The organism is Cereibacter sphaeroides 2.4.1 (genome assembly GCF_000012905.2).
In the GTDB taxonomy this organism is placed as follows: domain Bacteria; phylum Pseudomonadota; class Alphaproteobacteria; order Rhodobacterales; family Rhodobacteraceae; genus Cereibacter_A; species Cereibacter_A sphaeroides.
This window is the reverse complement of record NC_007494.2, coordinates 97,267-112,326: the sequence shown is the minus strand read 5'-3', so window position 1 is coordinate 112,326 and position 15,060 is coordinate 97,267. Positions and strand designations below refer to the sequence as shown.

Here is a 15,060-nt window from a genome sequence, read left to right as displayed (position 1 = left end):
GTCGAGCGGCCCGCCTGCCCCGAGGAGTTCCGCCATGTCCGAGACCGCCCCCCTGCCTGCTCCGCGCCGGATCCTGATGCTCGGCGCCACCGGCACCATCGGGCAGGCGACGGCGAGGGCGCTGCTCGCGCGCGGCCATGAGGTCGTCTGCTTTCTCCGCCCCTGCGGCACCCGTCGGCAGGCGCGCCTGCCGGACGGCGCGGTCCTGCGCTACGGCGACGTGACCGACCCGCAGTCGCTCACCCGCGACGGCTTCTGCGGCGAGCGGTTCGATGCGCTCGTCTCCTGCCTCGCCTCGCGGACGGGCGTGCCGCGCGACGCCTGGGCCATCGACCATGCGGCCCATTCCCACGCGCTTGCCGCCGCCCGCGCGGCGGGGGTGACGCAGGTCGTGCTCCTCTCGGCGATCTGCGTGCAGAGGCCGCTTCTCGCCTTCCAGCAGGCGAAGCTCGCCTCCGAGGAAGAGCTCATGCGCTCGGGCCTCGCCTGGTCGATCGTGCGGCCGACCGCCTTCTTCAAGTCGCTCTCGGGACAGGTGAAGCGGGTGCAGGAGGGCCGGCCCTTCCTCGTCTTCGGCGACGGCACCCTCACCGCCTGCAAGCCGATCAGCGACGACGACCTCGGGCGTTACATGGCGCTCTGCCTCGAGGATCCCGCGCTCAGGAACCGGATCCTGCCCATCGGCGGGCCGGGGCCGGCGCTGACCCCGCGGGCGCAGGCCGAGATGCTGTTCCGGCTCATGGGCCGCCCGCCGAAGATCCGTCAGGTGCCGGTGGCGCTGCTCGATGCGATCATCGCGGTTCTCTCCCTCGGAGGCCGATTGCTGCCCTCGCTCCGCGACAAGGCCGAGCTCGCCCGGATCGGGCGCTATTACGCGACCGAGTCGATGCTGGTCCTCGATCCCGCCACGGGGCGCTACGATGCGGAGGCCACGCCCTCCTTCGGCACCGAGACGCTGGAGGACTTCTACCGGCAGCTCCTCGCGGGCGAAGCGACGGTCGATCTGGGCGAGCATGCGGTGTTCCGCGAGCGGGCCGTCACGGCAGAAGGATCGCCCGGAAATCGTTGACATTGGTGCCGGTCGGGCCGGTCACCACCTGCGCACCGGCGGCGGCGAAGAAGCTGTGGGCATCGTGTCCGGCCAGCGCCTCGGCCGGGTCGCGGCCCGCAGCCTGAAGCACGGCCGCCCCGCCCACCGCACCCGCCACCTCGGCGCCACCATCCACCCCGTCCGTGTCCGCGGCGAGCGCCCAGCCCGGCAGATCGCGCGCGGCCAGCAGATAGGCCAGCAGGAACTCGACATTGCGCCCGCCCACGCCGGCCGGGCCGCGGATCGAGACGGTGGTCTCGCCGCCCGACAGAAGCAGGCAGGGCCGCGCGAAGGGCTGGTCGCGCAGCACCACCTGCCGCGCGATCCCCGCCATCAGCCGCCCGGCCTCGCGCGCATCGCCTTCGAGCGCATCGCCGAGGATATGGGCCGCAACTCCCGCCGCCCGTGCCGCCTCGGCCGCCGCCTCCAGCGCCATCTGCGGCGAGCAGACGATGTGGCTCTCGACGCGCGCGAGCCGCGGATCGCCGGGCTTCACGCTCTCGGCCTCGGGCCGCGCCAGCGCGGCCGCGATCCGGGGCAGATCGAGGCCGAGGCGCCCGAGCACCGCCTGCGCATCGGCGACGGTGGTGGCATCGCCGTGGCAGGGCCCCGAGGCGATCACCGACGGATCGTCGCCCGGCACGTCCGAGACGAGGAGCGCCAGCACCCGCGCCGGGGCGCAGGCCGCGGCGAGGCGGCCGCCCTTCACGCGGCTCAGGTGCCGCCGCAGGCAGTTCATCTCCGAGATCGTGGCGCCCGAGGCGAGAAGCGCCCGGTTGAGCTCCACCTTGTCCGCGAGCGTGAGGCCCGCGAGCGGCGCCACCATCAGCGACGAGGCGCCGCCCGAGATCAGCGCGATCACCAGATCCTCGGGCCCGAGCCCCTGAGTCAGGGCCAGAAGCTCTTCCGTGGCGGCGATGCCGGCTTCGTCCGGGACCGGATGGGCTGCCTCACGCACTGCGATCCGGCCCGGAGCGGCCTCGCCCTGCCCGTGGCGGGTGATGACGAGGCCCGAGAGGCGCGGCGCATCGGCATAATGGGCCTCGACCGCCCGCGCCATGCCCGCGGCAGCCTTGCCCGCGCCGAGAACGAGGATCCGGCCCGCGGGCGGCGGCGGCAGCAGGGGCGCGATCCGCGCCTCGGGCTTCGAGGCCTCCACCGCCTCTGTGAAGAGATGGCGCAGGAATTCCGCGGCCGAGGCGTCCGTCCACTCCGTCATGCCGGTCTCCCTCCGCGGCCGCAATCGGGGCAGGACCGCCGGCGCGTCCCGGCGGAGGCGCCTGCCCCCATCCTGCCATCGCCTGACCTTTCCAGCTTCCTCGACGGGAGGCAATGGGGCGCGGCCCCTGGCAAAAGAGCTTTGCGCAGGCGGCGCTCTCCGCCGCCGAAGGTGGGGCGCCCCGCGGCGCGCGACCGGGACCGTCGCCGTCGGGCTCTAAGGGGCCGGCTCGTGGGGCATGGGTTCCCCGAGCGCGCCGGGCAGGCCTTATCAGGAAACGGCCTTCCCGCACCGCCTCGTGATCCCCGTCCATGGCCTCTCGCCAATCCCCGCCTCTCCGGTCAGAGTGGGGCGGCCGGGGCGGGTCAGGCGCCTCCGGACAGGGACAGGAAGGACAGGGATGACACGCATCTTCGGACTGGCAGGCAGCCTCCGGCGGGCTTCGTTCAACGCGGGCCTCCTCCGGGCCGCGGCCGAACTCGCGCCTGCGGGCGTCGAGGTGGAGGTCCACTCCATCGCGGACGTGCCGATCTACGACGGCGATCTCGAGGCCGAGACCGGCCTGCCCGAGGCGGTCGTGCGCCTGCAGGAGGGGCTCGCCGCGGCGGATGCGCTTCTCCTCGTGACGCCGGAATACAACAACGGCATTCCGGGCGCCTTCAAGAACACGATCGACTGGATGAGCCGGCCGCCCGCGGGCCGCACCCTGTTCCGCGGCAAGCCCGTGGCGATCATCGGCGCCTCGCCGGGCAACTTCGGCACCACGCTCGCCCAGACCCACTGGCTGCCGGTGATCCGCACGCTCGGGATGGAGCCCTGGTTCGAGGGCCGCCTCATGGTCTCGCGCGCGGGCGAGCTGTTCGACGGCAACGGCACCCTCACCGACGAGGCCACGCGCGCCCGGCTGACCGAATTCCTCGCAGGCTTCGCGCGCTTCCTCGGCCGTCCGCGCGACTGACGGGCGGGACGGGCCGTGCCGCCGAGGCAAGGCATGCCGAGGCACTGACATCAACCGGAAAGCCTCGACCCGCCGCAGGAAGGGGCCCTCCGGACAAAACCGCCGGTCGCACTGATCCGGGTGTCAGCCCACCATAGCATGGCGGCCGACCCGTGGATCGAGCAACCACGGGATCCGGCGCTGCGGGGGCTGGCCGGGTCACGCGCCTTCAGTTGACAGCCGCAACTCGGCCAGACGGGCGGCGTCGAGCATGTAGATCTCGCGCGCGGGCGTCTCCATCCCGTGCATCATCAGGCGCGGGTCCACGCCCATTTCGTCGAGATAGCGCATGACCTCGGCCTGCCCGCGCTGCACATCCTCAACGGCAAGAAAGGCGGGCAAGAGGCTGTTCTCGCCGAAATAATGCTGATGCACGCCCACGAGCCCGCCCTCGGCGACCCGCCGCTCGACCCCGCCTGCGAGGAGATAGGGGCAGGCCGAGAGGCAGACGGCGCCCGCCTCCACCTCGGTCGCGGCCCCGAGCGCGCGGATCTGGCGGCCGATCAGCAGGGCCTCGGACACGACGCCGCCCGAACTGTCGAGCTCCACCACCTCGGGCCGCTCGCCCCGCTGCTCCAGAAGGGCCGAAAAGCGTGCCGCATCCCCCGCCGCGATCTGGCCCGTGAGGGTGACGCGCGCGCCCTCGCCGCCGAATTCGAGCCGGGCGGGCATGGGGCGCATCTGCGGCCCGTCGGTGCCCGGCGCGGGGCGCAGATCGGGGCGGTAGGGCCGCATCTGCGGCACGCTCGCCGGCGCGAAGAGATCGGCCGGCGAGGGCGGCGCGGGGCGCGCCAGATCCATGCCGATCAGCGCGGCCCCGATGCCCACCTGCAGGATCAGCATGGCCCAGATGGCCCGCCGGGGCGCGGCCTCGGCGCTCATGGCGACCTCGGATCCCTCTGCGGCTCGACCTCCTGCAGAAGCCGCGCGGCAGCCAGCGCGGCGCGCAGCTCGGCCACGGTCATGGTTTCCTCGGCCCCGCCCTCGCCCCGGCCCGCGCGGATGGCGGCCTGCGTGACCATGACGATGAAGACGAGGACGGCCGGCAGAAGGTCGATCGCGATGGCCCCCGCCCAGCTCGGCACGAAGTTCCCGGCATAGCGGATGACGGCATCCGCGGCCGAAATGGGGGTATAGACCGTCTCCTCGGCGGGAGGCAGCGCCTCGACCTCGGCCGCGGCCCCGCGCAGGGTCTCGGCCCGCTGGCGCAGCAGCGACAGGACCGAGTCGATGGTGCTGGCCTGGCTCGAGCGGGCGAGATCGGAGCGGCCGTCGAGCTCGGGCAGCACCACGGACTCGGCCAGATCCTGCGCCGCACGCGCGACGAGCGGCGCCACATTGAGCTGCCGCAGCTGCGCCACGATGCCCGCGAGCCGCACCGCCTCTTCCGAGAAGCGCACCGAACGCTGCTCGACCGGGCCCGCCTCGACCGTGAGGGCCCGCATCCGGCTGAGGATCGCATTGCCCTCGGCGAAGGCGGCCGACAGCGGCGCATCCTGCGCGGCGATCTGCTCTTCGAGCGCGCCGAGCTCGGCCGCCTTCTGGGTCAGGACGCGGAACACGGCGCCGCGCCCGGCGAAGCCCGAGAGATCGCCCGTGGCCTCCTGCTCGGAGAGATCGCCGAAGCTCTGGCGCACCCGTGCCACGTCGCGCGCGAGGCTCTGGCCCGCGATGGCATTGGCGTGCGCACGCTCGAGCGAGGCCTGATAATCCTGCACCGTCTCGGCCAGATGCTGCTCGACCGCCGCCGCCCCCGCCAGCGCCGCGGCATTGAGCCACGAGGACATGGCGATGATGGCGAGGCTGCCGAGCGCCATCGAGCAGAGGAGCCCGATCCGCGAGGCGGCGCTGCGCATCGCCGGCAGAAGCCGCATCATGTAGGACCAGAAGACGAAGATCCCCACCGAGACGGCGATGGAATAGGAGAGCGCGGCAAAGGTCGTCCAGGCGCCGGTATCGTCGAGGAGGGTGCGGACGCCGAGATAGGTATAGATGCCCGAGGCCGCCGCCAGCACGCCGAGCGCCACGCCGGTGAAGCTGTCGAGCCAGCCCAGATGCCGCTCGAGTTCGCGCGCGTGGCGGGCGCCCGACCGTTCGGCGGGCTCGGCCCGGAGCGGCGGCACCTCGCGCGGCGGCAGACCCTGCGGCATGTCGGGGCTGGGTTCGTTCATGCGCTGGACCTTCGCTGCAGGACGGCATTCGGGACAAGGCGGCGTGCCGGAACGGTCCGCGCCCCGTCTATCTGGAGATGCCGTCCGTCCCGGCGAAGGCGCGCGGCCCTCACGCCCTATCAAGATCCTGCGAGGGCATCAGTTCCTCGCCACGATGCGCGCCGTGGCGGGCACCAGCGCCATCAGGAGCGCGAGCATCCAGAAGGCGAGCGGCAGGCTCGTCGCATGAGAGACGAAGCCCATGAGCGCCGGGCCGGCGAGGATGCCCGCATAGCCCGTGGTCGTCACCGCCGCGATGGCCAGCGCGGGCGGCATGACCGTCTGGCGCCCGGCGAGGCTGAAGAGGACCGGCACGATGTTCGAGGCGCCGCAGCCGATCAGCACGAAGCCCGCGAGCGCGCCCGGCCGCCAGTCGGACAGGAGGAGCAGCGCAAAGCCCGCGAGTGTGAGGAGCCCGCCGTAGAAGAGCACCCGCCGGTCGCCGAGCGCCATCACGATCCGGTCGCCGGTGAGACGCCCCACGGTCATCGCGACCGAGAAGAGCATGTAGCCGAGGCCGCCCTGCGCCGGCTCGACCAGCGCGCGGCCGACGAGGAGAAGCGCGCCCCAGTCGAGCAGCGCCCCCTCGACGAGGAAGGTCACGGCGGCGAGGCCCGCGAGCAGCAGCACCGCCGCCCGCGGCACCGCGAGCTTCGGCGGCTCGCCCCCCTGCGCGCGCAGAAGCCGGGGCCCGGCCGCCAGCACCGCGGCCAGCGCCACCGCGCTGCCCACAAGCGAGGCCGCGAAGGGTGACAGGCCCTGCCAGAGGAGAAGCGTCATCAGCCCCGCCCCCGCGAAGCCGCCCACGCTGAAGAGGGCGTGAAAGCCAGACATCAGCGGCCGGTCCGAGGCGCGCTCGACCGCGACCGCATGAACGTTCATCGCCACGTCGAGGGTGCCGAGCGAGGCGCCGAACAGAAGGAGCGCCAGCGCGAGCAGCCAGGCCTCGCCCGAGGCGGCAAGGAGCGGCAGGCAGAGCACCATCCCCGCGCCGCCCAGCAGGATCATCGGGCGCGAGCCCGTCCGCGCACTGATCCAGCCGGTCACGGGCATGGCCACCAGCGAGCCGATCCCGAGGCAGAGGAGGAGCAGCCCCAGCTCGGCCTCGTCGACGCCGGTGCGCGCCTTGGCGAAGGGGACGAGCGGCGCCCAGCAGGACATGGCGAAGCCCGCCGCAAAGAAGGCCAGCCGGGTGGCAAGGCGGGTGGCGGGCGTATCGGCGGAAGGCGGCATGGGAGGTCTCGTATGCGGGAGGGGGACGGGCGGAAGGGGAAGGGACTTGCGGGGACCGGCTTGCGGGGACAGGCGGAAGCGGACGGGACTCGTGGGGACAACAGGCTGACGGGACAGACTTGCGGGGAAGGGTTGAGGGGAACGGCTGGAGGGGACAGGCTGCGAGAGATCGGGCTGAGGATGGACGGTCTGTGGGAGATCGGGCCGAGGGAGACGAGCGGAGAGAGATCGGGCTGAAGGAGAGGCAGGCCGAGGGAGATCGGGCCTTCTCAGGCGGGCGGGGCCGCGCGGAGCACGGTGGCGCCGGTCCGGCGGAGCCGCAGCTCCATCTCTGCGGGCGCGTCGGCCTCGAGGATGTAGTGGCCGATCTCGTCCGCGCGGGCGATGGCGAAGGGAGCCTGCGTGCCGAGCTTGCCGTTCGTCATCATCAGCACGCTCGTCCGGCTCTGCCGCAGGAGCTGGCGCTTGAAGGCGACATCGTCCATCTCGAAGCCCGCGAGCCCCTCTTCGGGAGACAGGGCGCAGGCGCCGAGGAAGCAGAGGTCGATCCGCAGGCGTGCGAGCTCGGACAGAGCCTGCGCATCGACGGCTCCGCCGACGCTCATGGTGACGCCGCCCCCGATCAGGACCAGCGCGATGCCGCTGCGCCCGATCAGGGCGGCGGCGGCCGGGATGGAATTGGTGACGACGCGCAGCCCCTGCCCTTCGGGCAGCAGCCCGGCCAGCGGCACGAGCGTGCTGCCCGCATCGAGGAACAGGGTCTGGTCCGGCCGGATGAGATCCACCGCGCAGCGGGCCAGGGCGTGCTTGCGCGCGGCCTCCTCGCCCAGCCTTGCCCCGATGGGGGTCGAGGCCGGCGAGAGCGGCAGGGCGCCGCCGTAGACGCGCTGGCAGAGCCCCTCCTGTGCGAGGGAGCGGAGATCGCGGCGGATCGAATCCTCGGAGACGCCGAATTCCTCGGCCAGCGCGGCGGCCACGACGGGCTGGCCCGCGCGCAGGCGCTCGGCGATGAGGGTGCGCCGGGCGCGGGGAAGATCGGGGGAAACGTGCATGAACGTGCAATATCATGCGAGACTGTGCAGCGCCAGACAAACCCGGTGGTCTCGGCACAAGTCCGCCGCAACGGAAGGAGCCGTCGGGAGACTTTCGCCGCAGGATCAGGAAACGCGCCTGGGGCGGCGGCGGGGTCCGGTGGCGGGGTCAGCCCCGCTTCTGCTTGAACCGCTCGGTCGTCAGCGCCTCGGCCACGATCTCGATCTTCTGGGGGATCTTGTAGGGTTCGAGCCGCCCGGCGAGCCCGCGCCGCAGGGCCGTGCGCTGCTCGGCCGGGGCGAGCCCGGCTTCGGCCATCCGCACCCGGGCCACGACGACCGCGCCGAGGATCGGATGCGGCGCGCCATGGACGGCCGCCTCGGCCACGCCCGGCAGCGCCAGAAGCGCGCCCTCGACCTCGGCGGGAAGCACCTTCTGGCCGCCCACGTTGATCGTGTCGCCCGCCCGGCCGAGGAACCGCAGCCGGTCGCCCTCCACTTCGACCAGATCGCCGGTTCGATACCAGCCGTCCGCGGTGAAGGGATCGGGCGCGTTCAGATAGCCCAGCATCGCGGTTGCGGTGCGGATCTCGAGCCGGCCCTCGACCACGCGCCAGGCGGTCCCTGCCCCCTCGAGCCGGATCCAGAGCGACCGCCCGCCCTCGGAGCGCGAGCGCAGGGCGCCGAGCTCGGAGGTGCCGTATTTCTGGGTCAGCTGCACGCCGGGCAGTGCGTCGGCCAACCGCTCGAGCAGCGCCTGCGGCATGGTCTCGGCGCCGTAGGTCACGATGCGCAGGCTGGGCAGCGACAGGCCCTCGCCCGCGTTCAGGAGCAGGAGATTGAGGAACGAGGGCGCGGTGGGCAGCACCTCGACCCGATGGCGGCGGATGCGGTCCATCACCGTGGGCACGGACCGGTCGGGCAGGCAGACGAGCGTCGAGCCATTCGACAGCGCATAGAGGAGCGTGTCGATCCCGGCGATATGGTCGAAGAGCAGGAAGGCCAGCGTCACCAGATCCTTGCCGGGAGCGGCGAACTTGCCGAGGAGGCGGCGCATGTCATGGACGGCGCCCTTGGGCGCCCCGGTCGTGCCGGAGGTGAAGATGACGAGCCCCGGCGCCCCCTCGGCGCGGAGCCGGTCGAGGAGCGGATGGTCCGAGCCGCCGCCGAGCCGCTCCAGCCCCTCGTCCGCGGCCTCGATCCGCCAGCTCGCCCGGGCCACGGCGGCGAAGTCCGCGCGCCGCTCGAAGCTCGTGGGCGCCACCGGCGAGACGCAGGCCCCGTGCCGCCAGAGCGCGAGCAGCCAGACCACGGAGGCCGCGCCGAAATCGCCGCAGAGCTGGACCGAGGCGCCGCGGGGCACACCCTCGCAGGCCAGTCGCGTCAGGGCCTCCTCCACCCGGCGAAGGAGCGCGGCATAGGAGACCGCCGTGCCGTCGGCCTCGATCAGCGCGGTCTTCCCCTCCGCTGCGGCCATCCGGGCGAAGAGCGTGGCGAGCGCATCGGCCATCTCAGACCCCTCCGAGATAGATCGTCTGGCCGGTCACGAAATCGGATTCGTCGCGCAGGAAGAAGTCGCAGACGTTGAGCACATCCTCCATCTTGCCGTAGCGCGGAATGGCCTGCCGGGCGATCAGCGCGCGCATCTTCTCCTCGGGCACGGCGCCGACGAGGTCGGTGGGCACCGGGGTCGGCCCCACGGCATTGACGGTGATGCCCATGGGCGCCAGCTCGCGCGCCAGCACCTCGGTCAGCGACACGACCGCGGCCTTGGAGGCGGCATAGACCGCCTCGCCCTCGAGCTTGAGCGGCGTGGCCACGGTGGCGAAGTTCACGATCCGGCCGGTGCGGCGGCGGCCCATCAGCTTGGCGGCCTCGCGGCAGAACAGGAAGGTGCCGAAGACATTGGTCGCGAACACCCGCTCGACCGTGCTGCCGGGGGTCAGCAGCGCATGGTTCATCGAGGCGATGCCGGCATTGTTCAGAAGCGCGTCGAGCCGTCCATGCGTCCGGCGCACATCCTGCATCATGCCCGCGACCGCCCGCTCGTCGGCCACGTCGAGCGTGTAGTGGCGATAGGCCGGGTGCGTGAGGTCGCTCGCATCGCGCGAGCAGCCGACGACGGTCCAGCCGCGCGCGAGATAGGTCTCGGCCAGCGCGCGGCCGATGCCCTTGCGCGTGCCGGTGATGGCGATGACGCGGCTCATGCCTGCTGCGCTCCGGCGGCGCATTCGGCCGCATAGTCGGCGAGGCTGCGCAGGCTGCGGTAGGGGCTGCGCTTGCGCGACATGGCCGCTTCCGAGGCCAGCACAATGTCGAGGCCGGTCGCGTCGCCCACATGCTGCTCGGCCGCCATCACGAAATTCACGAGGCCCAGCGAATCGAGCGGGCTGCCCTCGCCATAGAGCACGGCATCCGGATCGGTCGCGATCTGGCGCTCGGGCGGCAGCGAGAGGTTCACCTCGGCCACAGCCTCGTGGAGCGCGGCGAGAAGCCGGTTCGGGTCGGTCGTCATCAAAATTCCTCCGTTGAAAATAAAGGTCAGGCGGTCGCCGGGCGCGCCTTGGGCAGCACGCGCGGCGGCGGCAGGAAGAGCGTGCAGTCCGGCGCCACGTCGGACGAGATCACGCAGTTCGGCCCCACGGTCACCCGGTCGCCGATGGTGACGTTGCCCATCACCACCGAGCCCACGCCGAAGCGCACGCCGTTGCCGATCACCGGCCCCTTGCCCTCGATCCAGTCGGTGCCGACGCCGAAGGTCACGCCCTGCCGGATGACGCAATTGTGGCCGATGGTGGCGTGGCGGTGGATCACGATGCCGCTCTGGTGGCCGATCTCGAGCCTGCGGCCCACGCGGACGCTGCGCTCGATCTCGATGCCGTAGAAATTGCGGCAGAAGAGCTGGCCCAGCCTGTGCACGGCCCGCGCGATCTGGCGCAGCGGCGGGCGCAGATTGTCGGCATGAACCCCGATACGGTGGATCCAGAGCGTGTGGAGACCGGGGGCGAAGGGGTCGCGCTCATGCGTGCGGAAATCCTCGCCGATCAGGAAGCGGAAGCCCACGGCGCGGATCATCGCCGCCTCGTCGCCGTCGAAGGGCGCCTCGAGCATTCGTTCGAGAAGGATCTCGCGCGCGGGCGAGACCGCCTCGGGCCGCGGATCCGCGGCGGAAGAAACAGGTTCGAAAGTCTTCGTCATGAATATCCTGGCAAGCGTCATGTTCCATCGATCGGAAGACCACGCGACATGTCAGGGCACCCGCGGCTGCGGGACGGGATCGTCGGAGAGGGTCGTCAGATCCCAGCGCCTCGGGACCGGCTCCGATAATGGAACCGCCGCCGTGGGCTGCATGCAATGTCGGGCTCACATCTTCGGATCGAAGAGGGTCGAGCGTGGTCCGGCGGATCAGCGGCCGGAAGAGCCACCCGGAATCACACCGGGTCCTTGCGATGGATTAAAGCGTAACGCGTCCGGGCAGCATGACAAGCCTCAAAAGGCCGATCGCTCCAGGTTGCAGAGGTGACGTAACGCACTCGTGCGGCGCCCGAAAAACCTCAGATTGAGCCGTGCGGGATTCCGCTCGCGCCTGGGTCGCGTCCGGCGGGTGGCAGAAGACAGGCCGGCCGGTCGCGCGGCGACAGGGGCGGAGGGGCCTGTCACGCAACGGGTTGCACCGGCTCGATGTTTCATTTACGACATGGCCTGTCGGTTTCGGCATATTCTTGCGCACCGCCCTGCGGGGCGTGTTCATCCTTCGCCGGACGCAGCGCGCGTCCATCCCCTTTCGGGCGCTCGTACGCCCACACTGCCGGGTGCATCCTGCGCCCGCAGCCGCGGCGCTCTGCGTCGGCGGAGCTTTGAGTGCGATTGCGGCGCAGGCCTTCGGCCCGCCGCCCGCGCTCGACCCACCGGATGCCCTGCATCCGGGGCCCGCGGGCCGCTCCGGCGGCCCGGCATGGCCAACAGCCCCGCGCCTTCCGGTGCATCGAGCGGGCTCAGACAATCCACAGGATTTCCGGTGTCCGCGGCACGCCGGCGATCGTCTCATGCGTGCCGCAATGACAGGAGAACGTCCATGACGAAGCGCCTCGCTTCCGGTTGCCTCGCCGTATCCTTCGCAGCCCTCGCGGCTCCCGCCTGGGCGGCCGAAGACTGCGGCCGGATCAGCATCGCCGAGATGAACTGGGCCTCGGCCGGCGTCGCGGCCCAGGTCGACAAGATCATCCTCGAGGAAGGGTTCGGCTGCACGGTCGAGCTGGTGGCCGGCGACACGATGCCCACCTTCACCTCGATGAACGAAAAGGGCGAGCCCGACATGGCGCCCGAACTCTGGGTCAATGCCGTGCGCACCCCGCTCGAGGCGGCGGTCGAGGAGGGGCGCATGGTCGTCGCGGCGCAGATCCTGAAGGACGGCGGCGTCGAGGGCTGGTGGATCCCGCGTTACCTCGCCGAGGCCCACCCCGAGATCGACAGTGTCGAGAAGGCGCTGGAGCATCCCGATCTCTTCCCCGCCCCCGAGGATGCTTCGCGCGGCGCCGTCCACAACTGCCCCTCGGGCTGGAACTGCCAGGTCTCGACCGAGAACCTGTTCCGGGCGCTCGGCGCCGAAGACCACGGCTTCGATCTCGTGGACACGGGCTCGGCCGCGGGGCTCGACGGCTCGATCGCCAATGCCTACGAGCGCGAGGCGGGCTGGCTCGGCTATTACTGGGCGCCGACGGCGATCCTCGGCAAATACGACATGGTGCGCCTGCCCTTCTCGGTGCCGCACGACAAGGCCGCCTGGGATGCCTGCACCGCGGTGCCGGACTGCGCCGATCCCGAGGTGAACTCCTATCCGGTGTCCGAGGTCTTCACCGCCGTCACGCCCTCCTTCGCCGAGAAGGCCGGTGTGGCCATGGACTATGTGAAGGCCCGCAGCTGGAGCAACGAGACGGTGGGCCAGATTCTCGCCTGGATGGACGAGAGCCAGGCCACCAACGAGGATGCGGCCTACCATTTCCTCGAGACCTATCCCGACCTCTGGCGCGCCTGGCTTCCGGCCGACGTGGCCGACCGGGTCGCCGCGGCGCTCTGACCGCCCGACCCGAAGCCGGGCAGTCCCTGCCCGGCTTCGTTCATTGACCTTACCCGAGAGGAACAGGATGGCCTCCGCCTGCTGGAGCTTGCCCGAAGCCTTCTGCCAGTTTCCCGCGCTGGACGGCAGAACCCTGCGCATGATGCGCAAGACCATCGACGGAAGCTTCCGCGACCTCGTGCGCAGCTTCTCCGACGCGATCGACACGGCCACCGCGCCGCTTCAGCTGGCGCTGAACGCCATCGAGCGCGCCTTCACCTCCACCCCCTGGATCGTCGTGCTCGCGGTGCTCCTCGCCATCGTCTGGGCCGGATCGCGCAGCTGGCGGATCGTCGCGGGCTCGGCGGTGGCCATGTGCGCCATCGGCTGGTTCGGCCTGTGGGAGGACACGATGGTGACGCTCGCCATGGTGTCGGTCTGCACCGTCGCCGCCGTCATCATCGGCCTGCCCATCGGCATCCTCGCGGCCCGCTCCGACCGGATGCAGCGCCTCGTCAATCCCGTGCTCGACGTGATGCAGACGCTGCCCTCCTTCGTCTATCTCATTCCCGTCGTGGTGATCTTCGGCATCGGCAAGGTGCCGGGCATGATCGCCGTGGTGATCTATGCCGTGCCGCCCATGATCCGCCTGACCAATCTCGGCATCCGGCTCGTCGATGCCGAGGTGCTGGAGGCGGCCGAGGCCTTCGGCTCGTCAGCGCGCCAGAAGCTCTGGAACGTGCAGCTGCCGCTGGCGCTGCCCGCGCTGATGACCGGGGTGAACCAGACGATCATGATGTCGCTTTCGATGGTCGTCGTGGCCTCGATGGTGGGCGTGGGCGGTCTCGGCAAGAACGTGCTGCAGGCCATCAACAACCAGTTCTTCACGCTGGGCTTCATGAACGGCTTCGCCCTCGTGGCCATCGCCATCGTCTTCGACCGCACGAGCCAGGCCTTCGGCCGGCGGCTGCAGAAACACCGGGAGGCCGCGCATGACTGACCAGACCCTCGTGCAGATCGAGGACGAGGACGAGGCCCCCACCCTCCCGGGCCTCGAGATCCGCAACCTCTACAAGATCTTCGGGCCCGACGGCGCCTCTCATGTCGAGGCCGTCCGGCGCGGGCTCACCAAGGGCGAGCTGAACCGCCGCCACGGCCATGTGCTGGGCCTGACCGACATCTCGCTCGAGATCCCGCCCGGCAAGATCACTGTCATCATGGGTCTGTCGGGCTCGGGCAAATCCACGTTGATCCGGCATATCAACGGGCTCATTGCCCCCACCGCGGGCGAGATCCTGTTCGACGGGGCCGACGTCTGCAAGATGACCCCGACCGAGCTGCGCGCCTTCCGCCGCACGCGCACGGCGATGGTGTTCCAGAAGTTCGGGCTGCTGCCGCACCGGACCGTGCTCGAGAATACCTGCTACGGGCTCGATATCCGCGGCATGTCGCGGTCCGAGGCCGAGCCGGTGGCCCGGCGCTGGATCGACCGTGTGGGACTGAAGGGCTATGAGGAGAGCTATCCCTCGCAGCTCTCGGGCGGGATGCAGCAGCGCGTGGGGCTCGCGCGGGCGCTGGCCACGGACGCCGACATCCTGCTGATGGACGAGGCCTTCTCGGCGCTCGATCCGCTGATCCGGCTCGACATGCAGGCGGTTCTCCTTGAACTGCAGGAGGAGCTGCACAAGACCATCGTCTTCATCACCCACGATCTCGACGAGGCGCTGCGCCTCGGCGACCGGATCGCCATCCTGCGCGACGGGCGGCTCGAGCAGGTGGGCACGGGACAGGACATCGTGATGCGGCCCGCGAACGACTATATCGCGGCCTTCGCGCGCGAGGTGAACCGCGCCCGCGTGATCCGCATCGACGCGGTGGCGGAGCCGCTGGGGGACGAGCGCCCCGCACTCGAGCTGCCGGGGCGGCTCGTGCTGGAGGAGGCCGCGCGCCGCATGACCGAGGCGGGCGCCGACCGGGCGCTGGTGGTGGGCCCGCGGCAGCGGCCGAAGGGGATTCTGACGCTCTCGACCCTCCTCGCGGCGATGGTCCGACCGCTGGAGGAGGGGCCGCCCGCCCACCGCTGATTGACGCCGAATGTCCCGCGCCGGGCGCATGACCCGGCGCCGTCCGGTGCGCAGGCGGCAAAGCAAGTGCCGGTTGGGACGCCGCAACCGGAGCATTCGCCCGGTGCGGAAAGGGCACCGGGCTGGAGCCGGCCGTTCAC

The 15,060-nt window shown here is 71.4% G+C and carries 14 protein-coding genes and 1 other annotated feature; of the genes, 5 read left to right on the top strand and 9 right to left on the bottom strand.

Going from position 1 to position 15,060, the window contains the following annotated elements; translation table 11 throughout:
* Positions 1 to 34: 34 nt before the first annotated feature.
* Entirely contained in the window at positions 35 to 1,069 is a 1,035-nt protein-coding gene (locus tag RSP_RS15995) for an NAD(P)H-binding protein (RefSeq protein WP_011339018.1), read from the top strand.
* Here RSP_RS15995 and RSP_RS15990 read toward each other — a convergent pair.
* Positions 1,038 to 2,309: a glycerate kinase type-2 family protein gene (locus tag RSP_RS15990; RefSeq protein ID WP_011339017.1), complete on the bottom strand. Its 1,272-nt coding sequence runs from the start codon at positions 2,307 to 2,309 to the stop codon at positions 1,038 to 1,040. The two genes, RSP_RS15995 and RSP_RS15990, sit on opposite strands and share 32 nt — an antisense overlap.
* Before the next feature lie 400 nt (positions 2,310 to 2,709).
* On the opposite strand from RSP_RS15990, the gene RSP_RS15985 reads away from it, so the two are divergent.
* A complete protein-coding gene (locus RSP_RS15985; RefSeq protein ID WP_011339016.1) occupies positions 2,710 to 3,267 on the top strand; it encodes an NADPH-dependent FMN reductase in 558 nt (185 codons plus the stop codon).
* Positions 3,268 to 3,465: 198 nt separating this feature from the next.
* Here RSP_RS15985 and RSP_RS15980 read toward each other — a convergent pair whose 3' ends face one another.
* The 8 genes from RSP_RS15980 to RSP_RS15945 form a co-directional block, all read right to left on the bottom strand.
* Positions 3,466 to 4,188: a COG3904 family protein gene (locus RSP_RS15980; protein ID WP_011339015.1), complete on the bottom strand. Its 723-nt coding sequence runs from the start codon at positions 4,186 to 4,188 to the stop codon at positions 3,466 to 3,468.
* Complete coding sequence (locus tag RSP_RS15975; protein WP_011339014.1) at positions 4,185 to 5,477, bottom strand: hypothetical protein; 1,293 nt, start codon at positions 5,475 to 5,477, stop codon at positions 4,185 to 4,187. Before RSP_RS15975 ends, RSP_RS15980 begins: the two co-directional genes overlap by 4 nt.
* A 138-nt stretch (positions 5,478 to 5,615) precedes the next feature.
* On the bottom strand, positions 5,616 to 6,749 hold the full coding sequence (locus tag RSP_RS15970; protein ID WP_009561250.1) for an MFS transporter: 1,134 nt from the start codon (positions 6,747 to 6,749) through the stop codon (positions 5,616 to 5,618).
* 269 nt (positions 6,750 to 7,018) lie between these two features.
* Positions 7,019 to 7,801 (bottom strand): DeoR/GlpR family DNA-binding transcription regulator, encoded by a 783-nt coding sequence (locus tag RSP_RS15965; protein WP_011339013.1) that lies wholly within the window; start codon positions 7,799 to 7,801, stop codon positions 7,019 to 7,021.
* A 148-nt stretch (positions 7,802 to 7,949) separates the two neighbouring features.
* A complete protein-coding gene (locus RSP_RS15960) occupies positions 7,950 to 9,290 on the bottom strand; it encodes an ANL family adenylate-forming protein (protein ID WP_011339012.1) in 1,341 nt (446 codons plus the stop codon).
* Position 9,291: 1 nt separating this feature from the next.
* Entirely contained in the window at positions 9,292 to 9,987 is a 696-nt protein-coding gene (locus RSP_RS15955) for an SDR family NAD(P)-dependent oxidoreductase (protein WP_011339011.1), read from the bottom strand.
* On the bottom strand, positions 9,984 to 10,295 hold the full coding sequence (locus tag RSP_RS15950; protein ID WP_002723515.1) for a hypothetical protein: 312 nt from the start codon (positions 10,293 to 10,295) through the stop codon (positions 9,984 to 9,986). The genes RSP_RS15955 and RSP_RS15950 overlap by 4 nt, the downstream gene beginning before the upstream one ends.
* 26 nt (positions 10,296 to 10,321) lie before the next feature.
* Positions 10,322 to 10,978, bottom strand: coding sequence for a serine O-acetyltransferase (locus tag RSP_RS15945; RefSeq protein WP_002723512.1), 657 nt, complete (start codon positions 10,976 to 10,978; stop codon positions 10,322 to 10,324).
* 193 nt (positions 10,979 to 11,171) lie between these two features.
* Positions 11,172 to 11,227 (bottom strand) — a sequence feature (sul1 is cis-regulatory element that is thought to sense ions involved in sulfur or methionine metabolism; They are found in Alphaproteobacteria).
* Between the two features lie 628 nt (positions 11,228 to 11,855).
* Between RSP_RS15945 and RSP_RS15940 the strand changes: the two genes are divergently transcribed.
* The 3 genes from RSP_RS15940 (at position 11,856) to RSP_RS15930 (ending at position 14,920) form a co-directional block, all read left to right on the top strand.
* Positions 11,856 to 12,857, top strand: coding sequence for an ABC transporter substrate-binding protein (locus tag RSP_RS15940; protein WP_011339009.1), 1,002 nt, complete (start codon positions 11,856 to 11,858; stop codon positions 12,855 to 12,857).
* A 67-nt stretch (positions 12,858 to 12,924) separates the two neighbouring features.
* Positions 12,925 to 13,836, top strand: coding sequence for an ABC transporter permease (locus RSP_RS15935; RefSeq protein WP_002723508.1), 912 nt, complete (start codon positions 12,925 to 12,927; stop codon positions 13,834 to 13,836).
* The gene (locus RSP_RS15930; RefSeq protein ID WP_011842650.1) at positions 13,829 to 14,920 is read left to right on the top strand and encodes a quaternary amine ABC transporter ATP-binding protein; all 1,092 of its coding nucleotides are present in this window, start codon (positions 13,829 to 13,831) and stop codon (positions 14,918 to 14,920) included. Before RSP_RS15935 ends, RSP_RS15930 begins: the two co-directional genes overlap by 8 nt.
* The last annotated feature ends 140 nt before the right edge of the window (positions 14,921 to 15,060 follow it).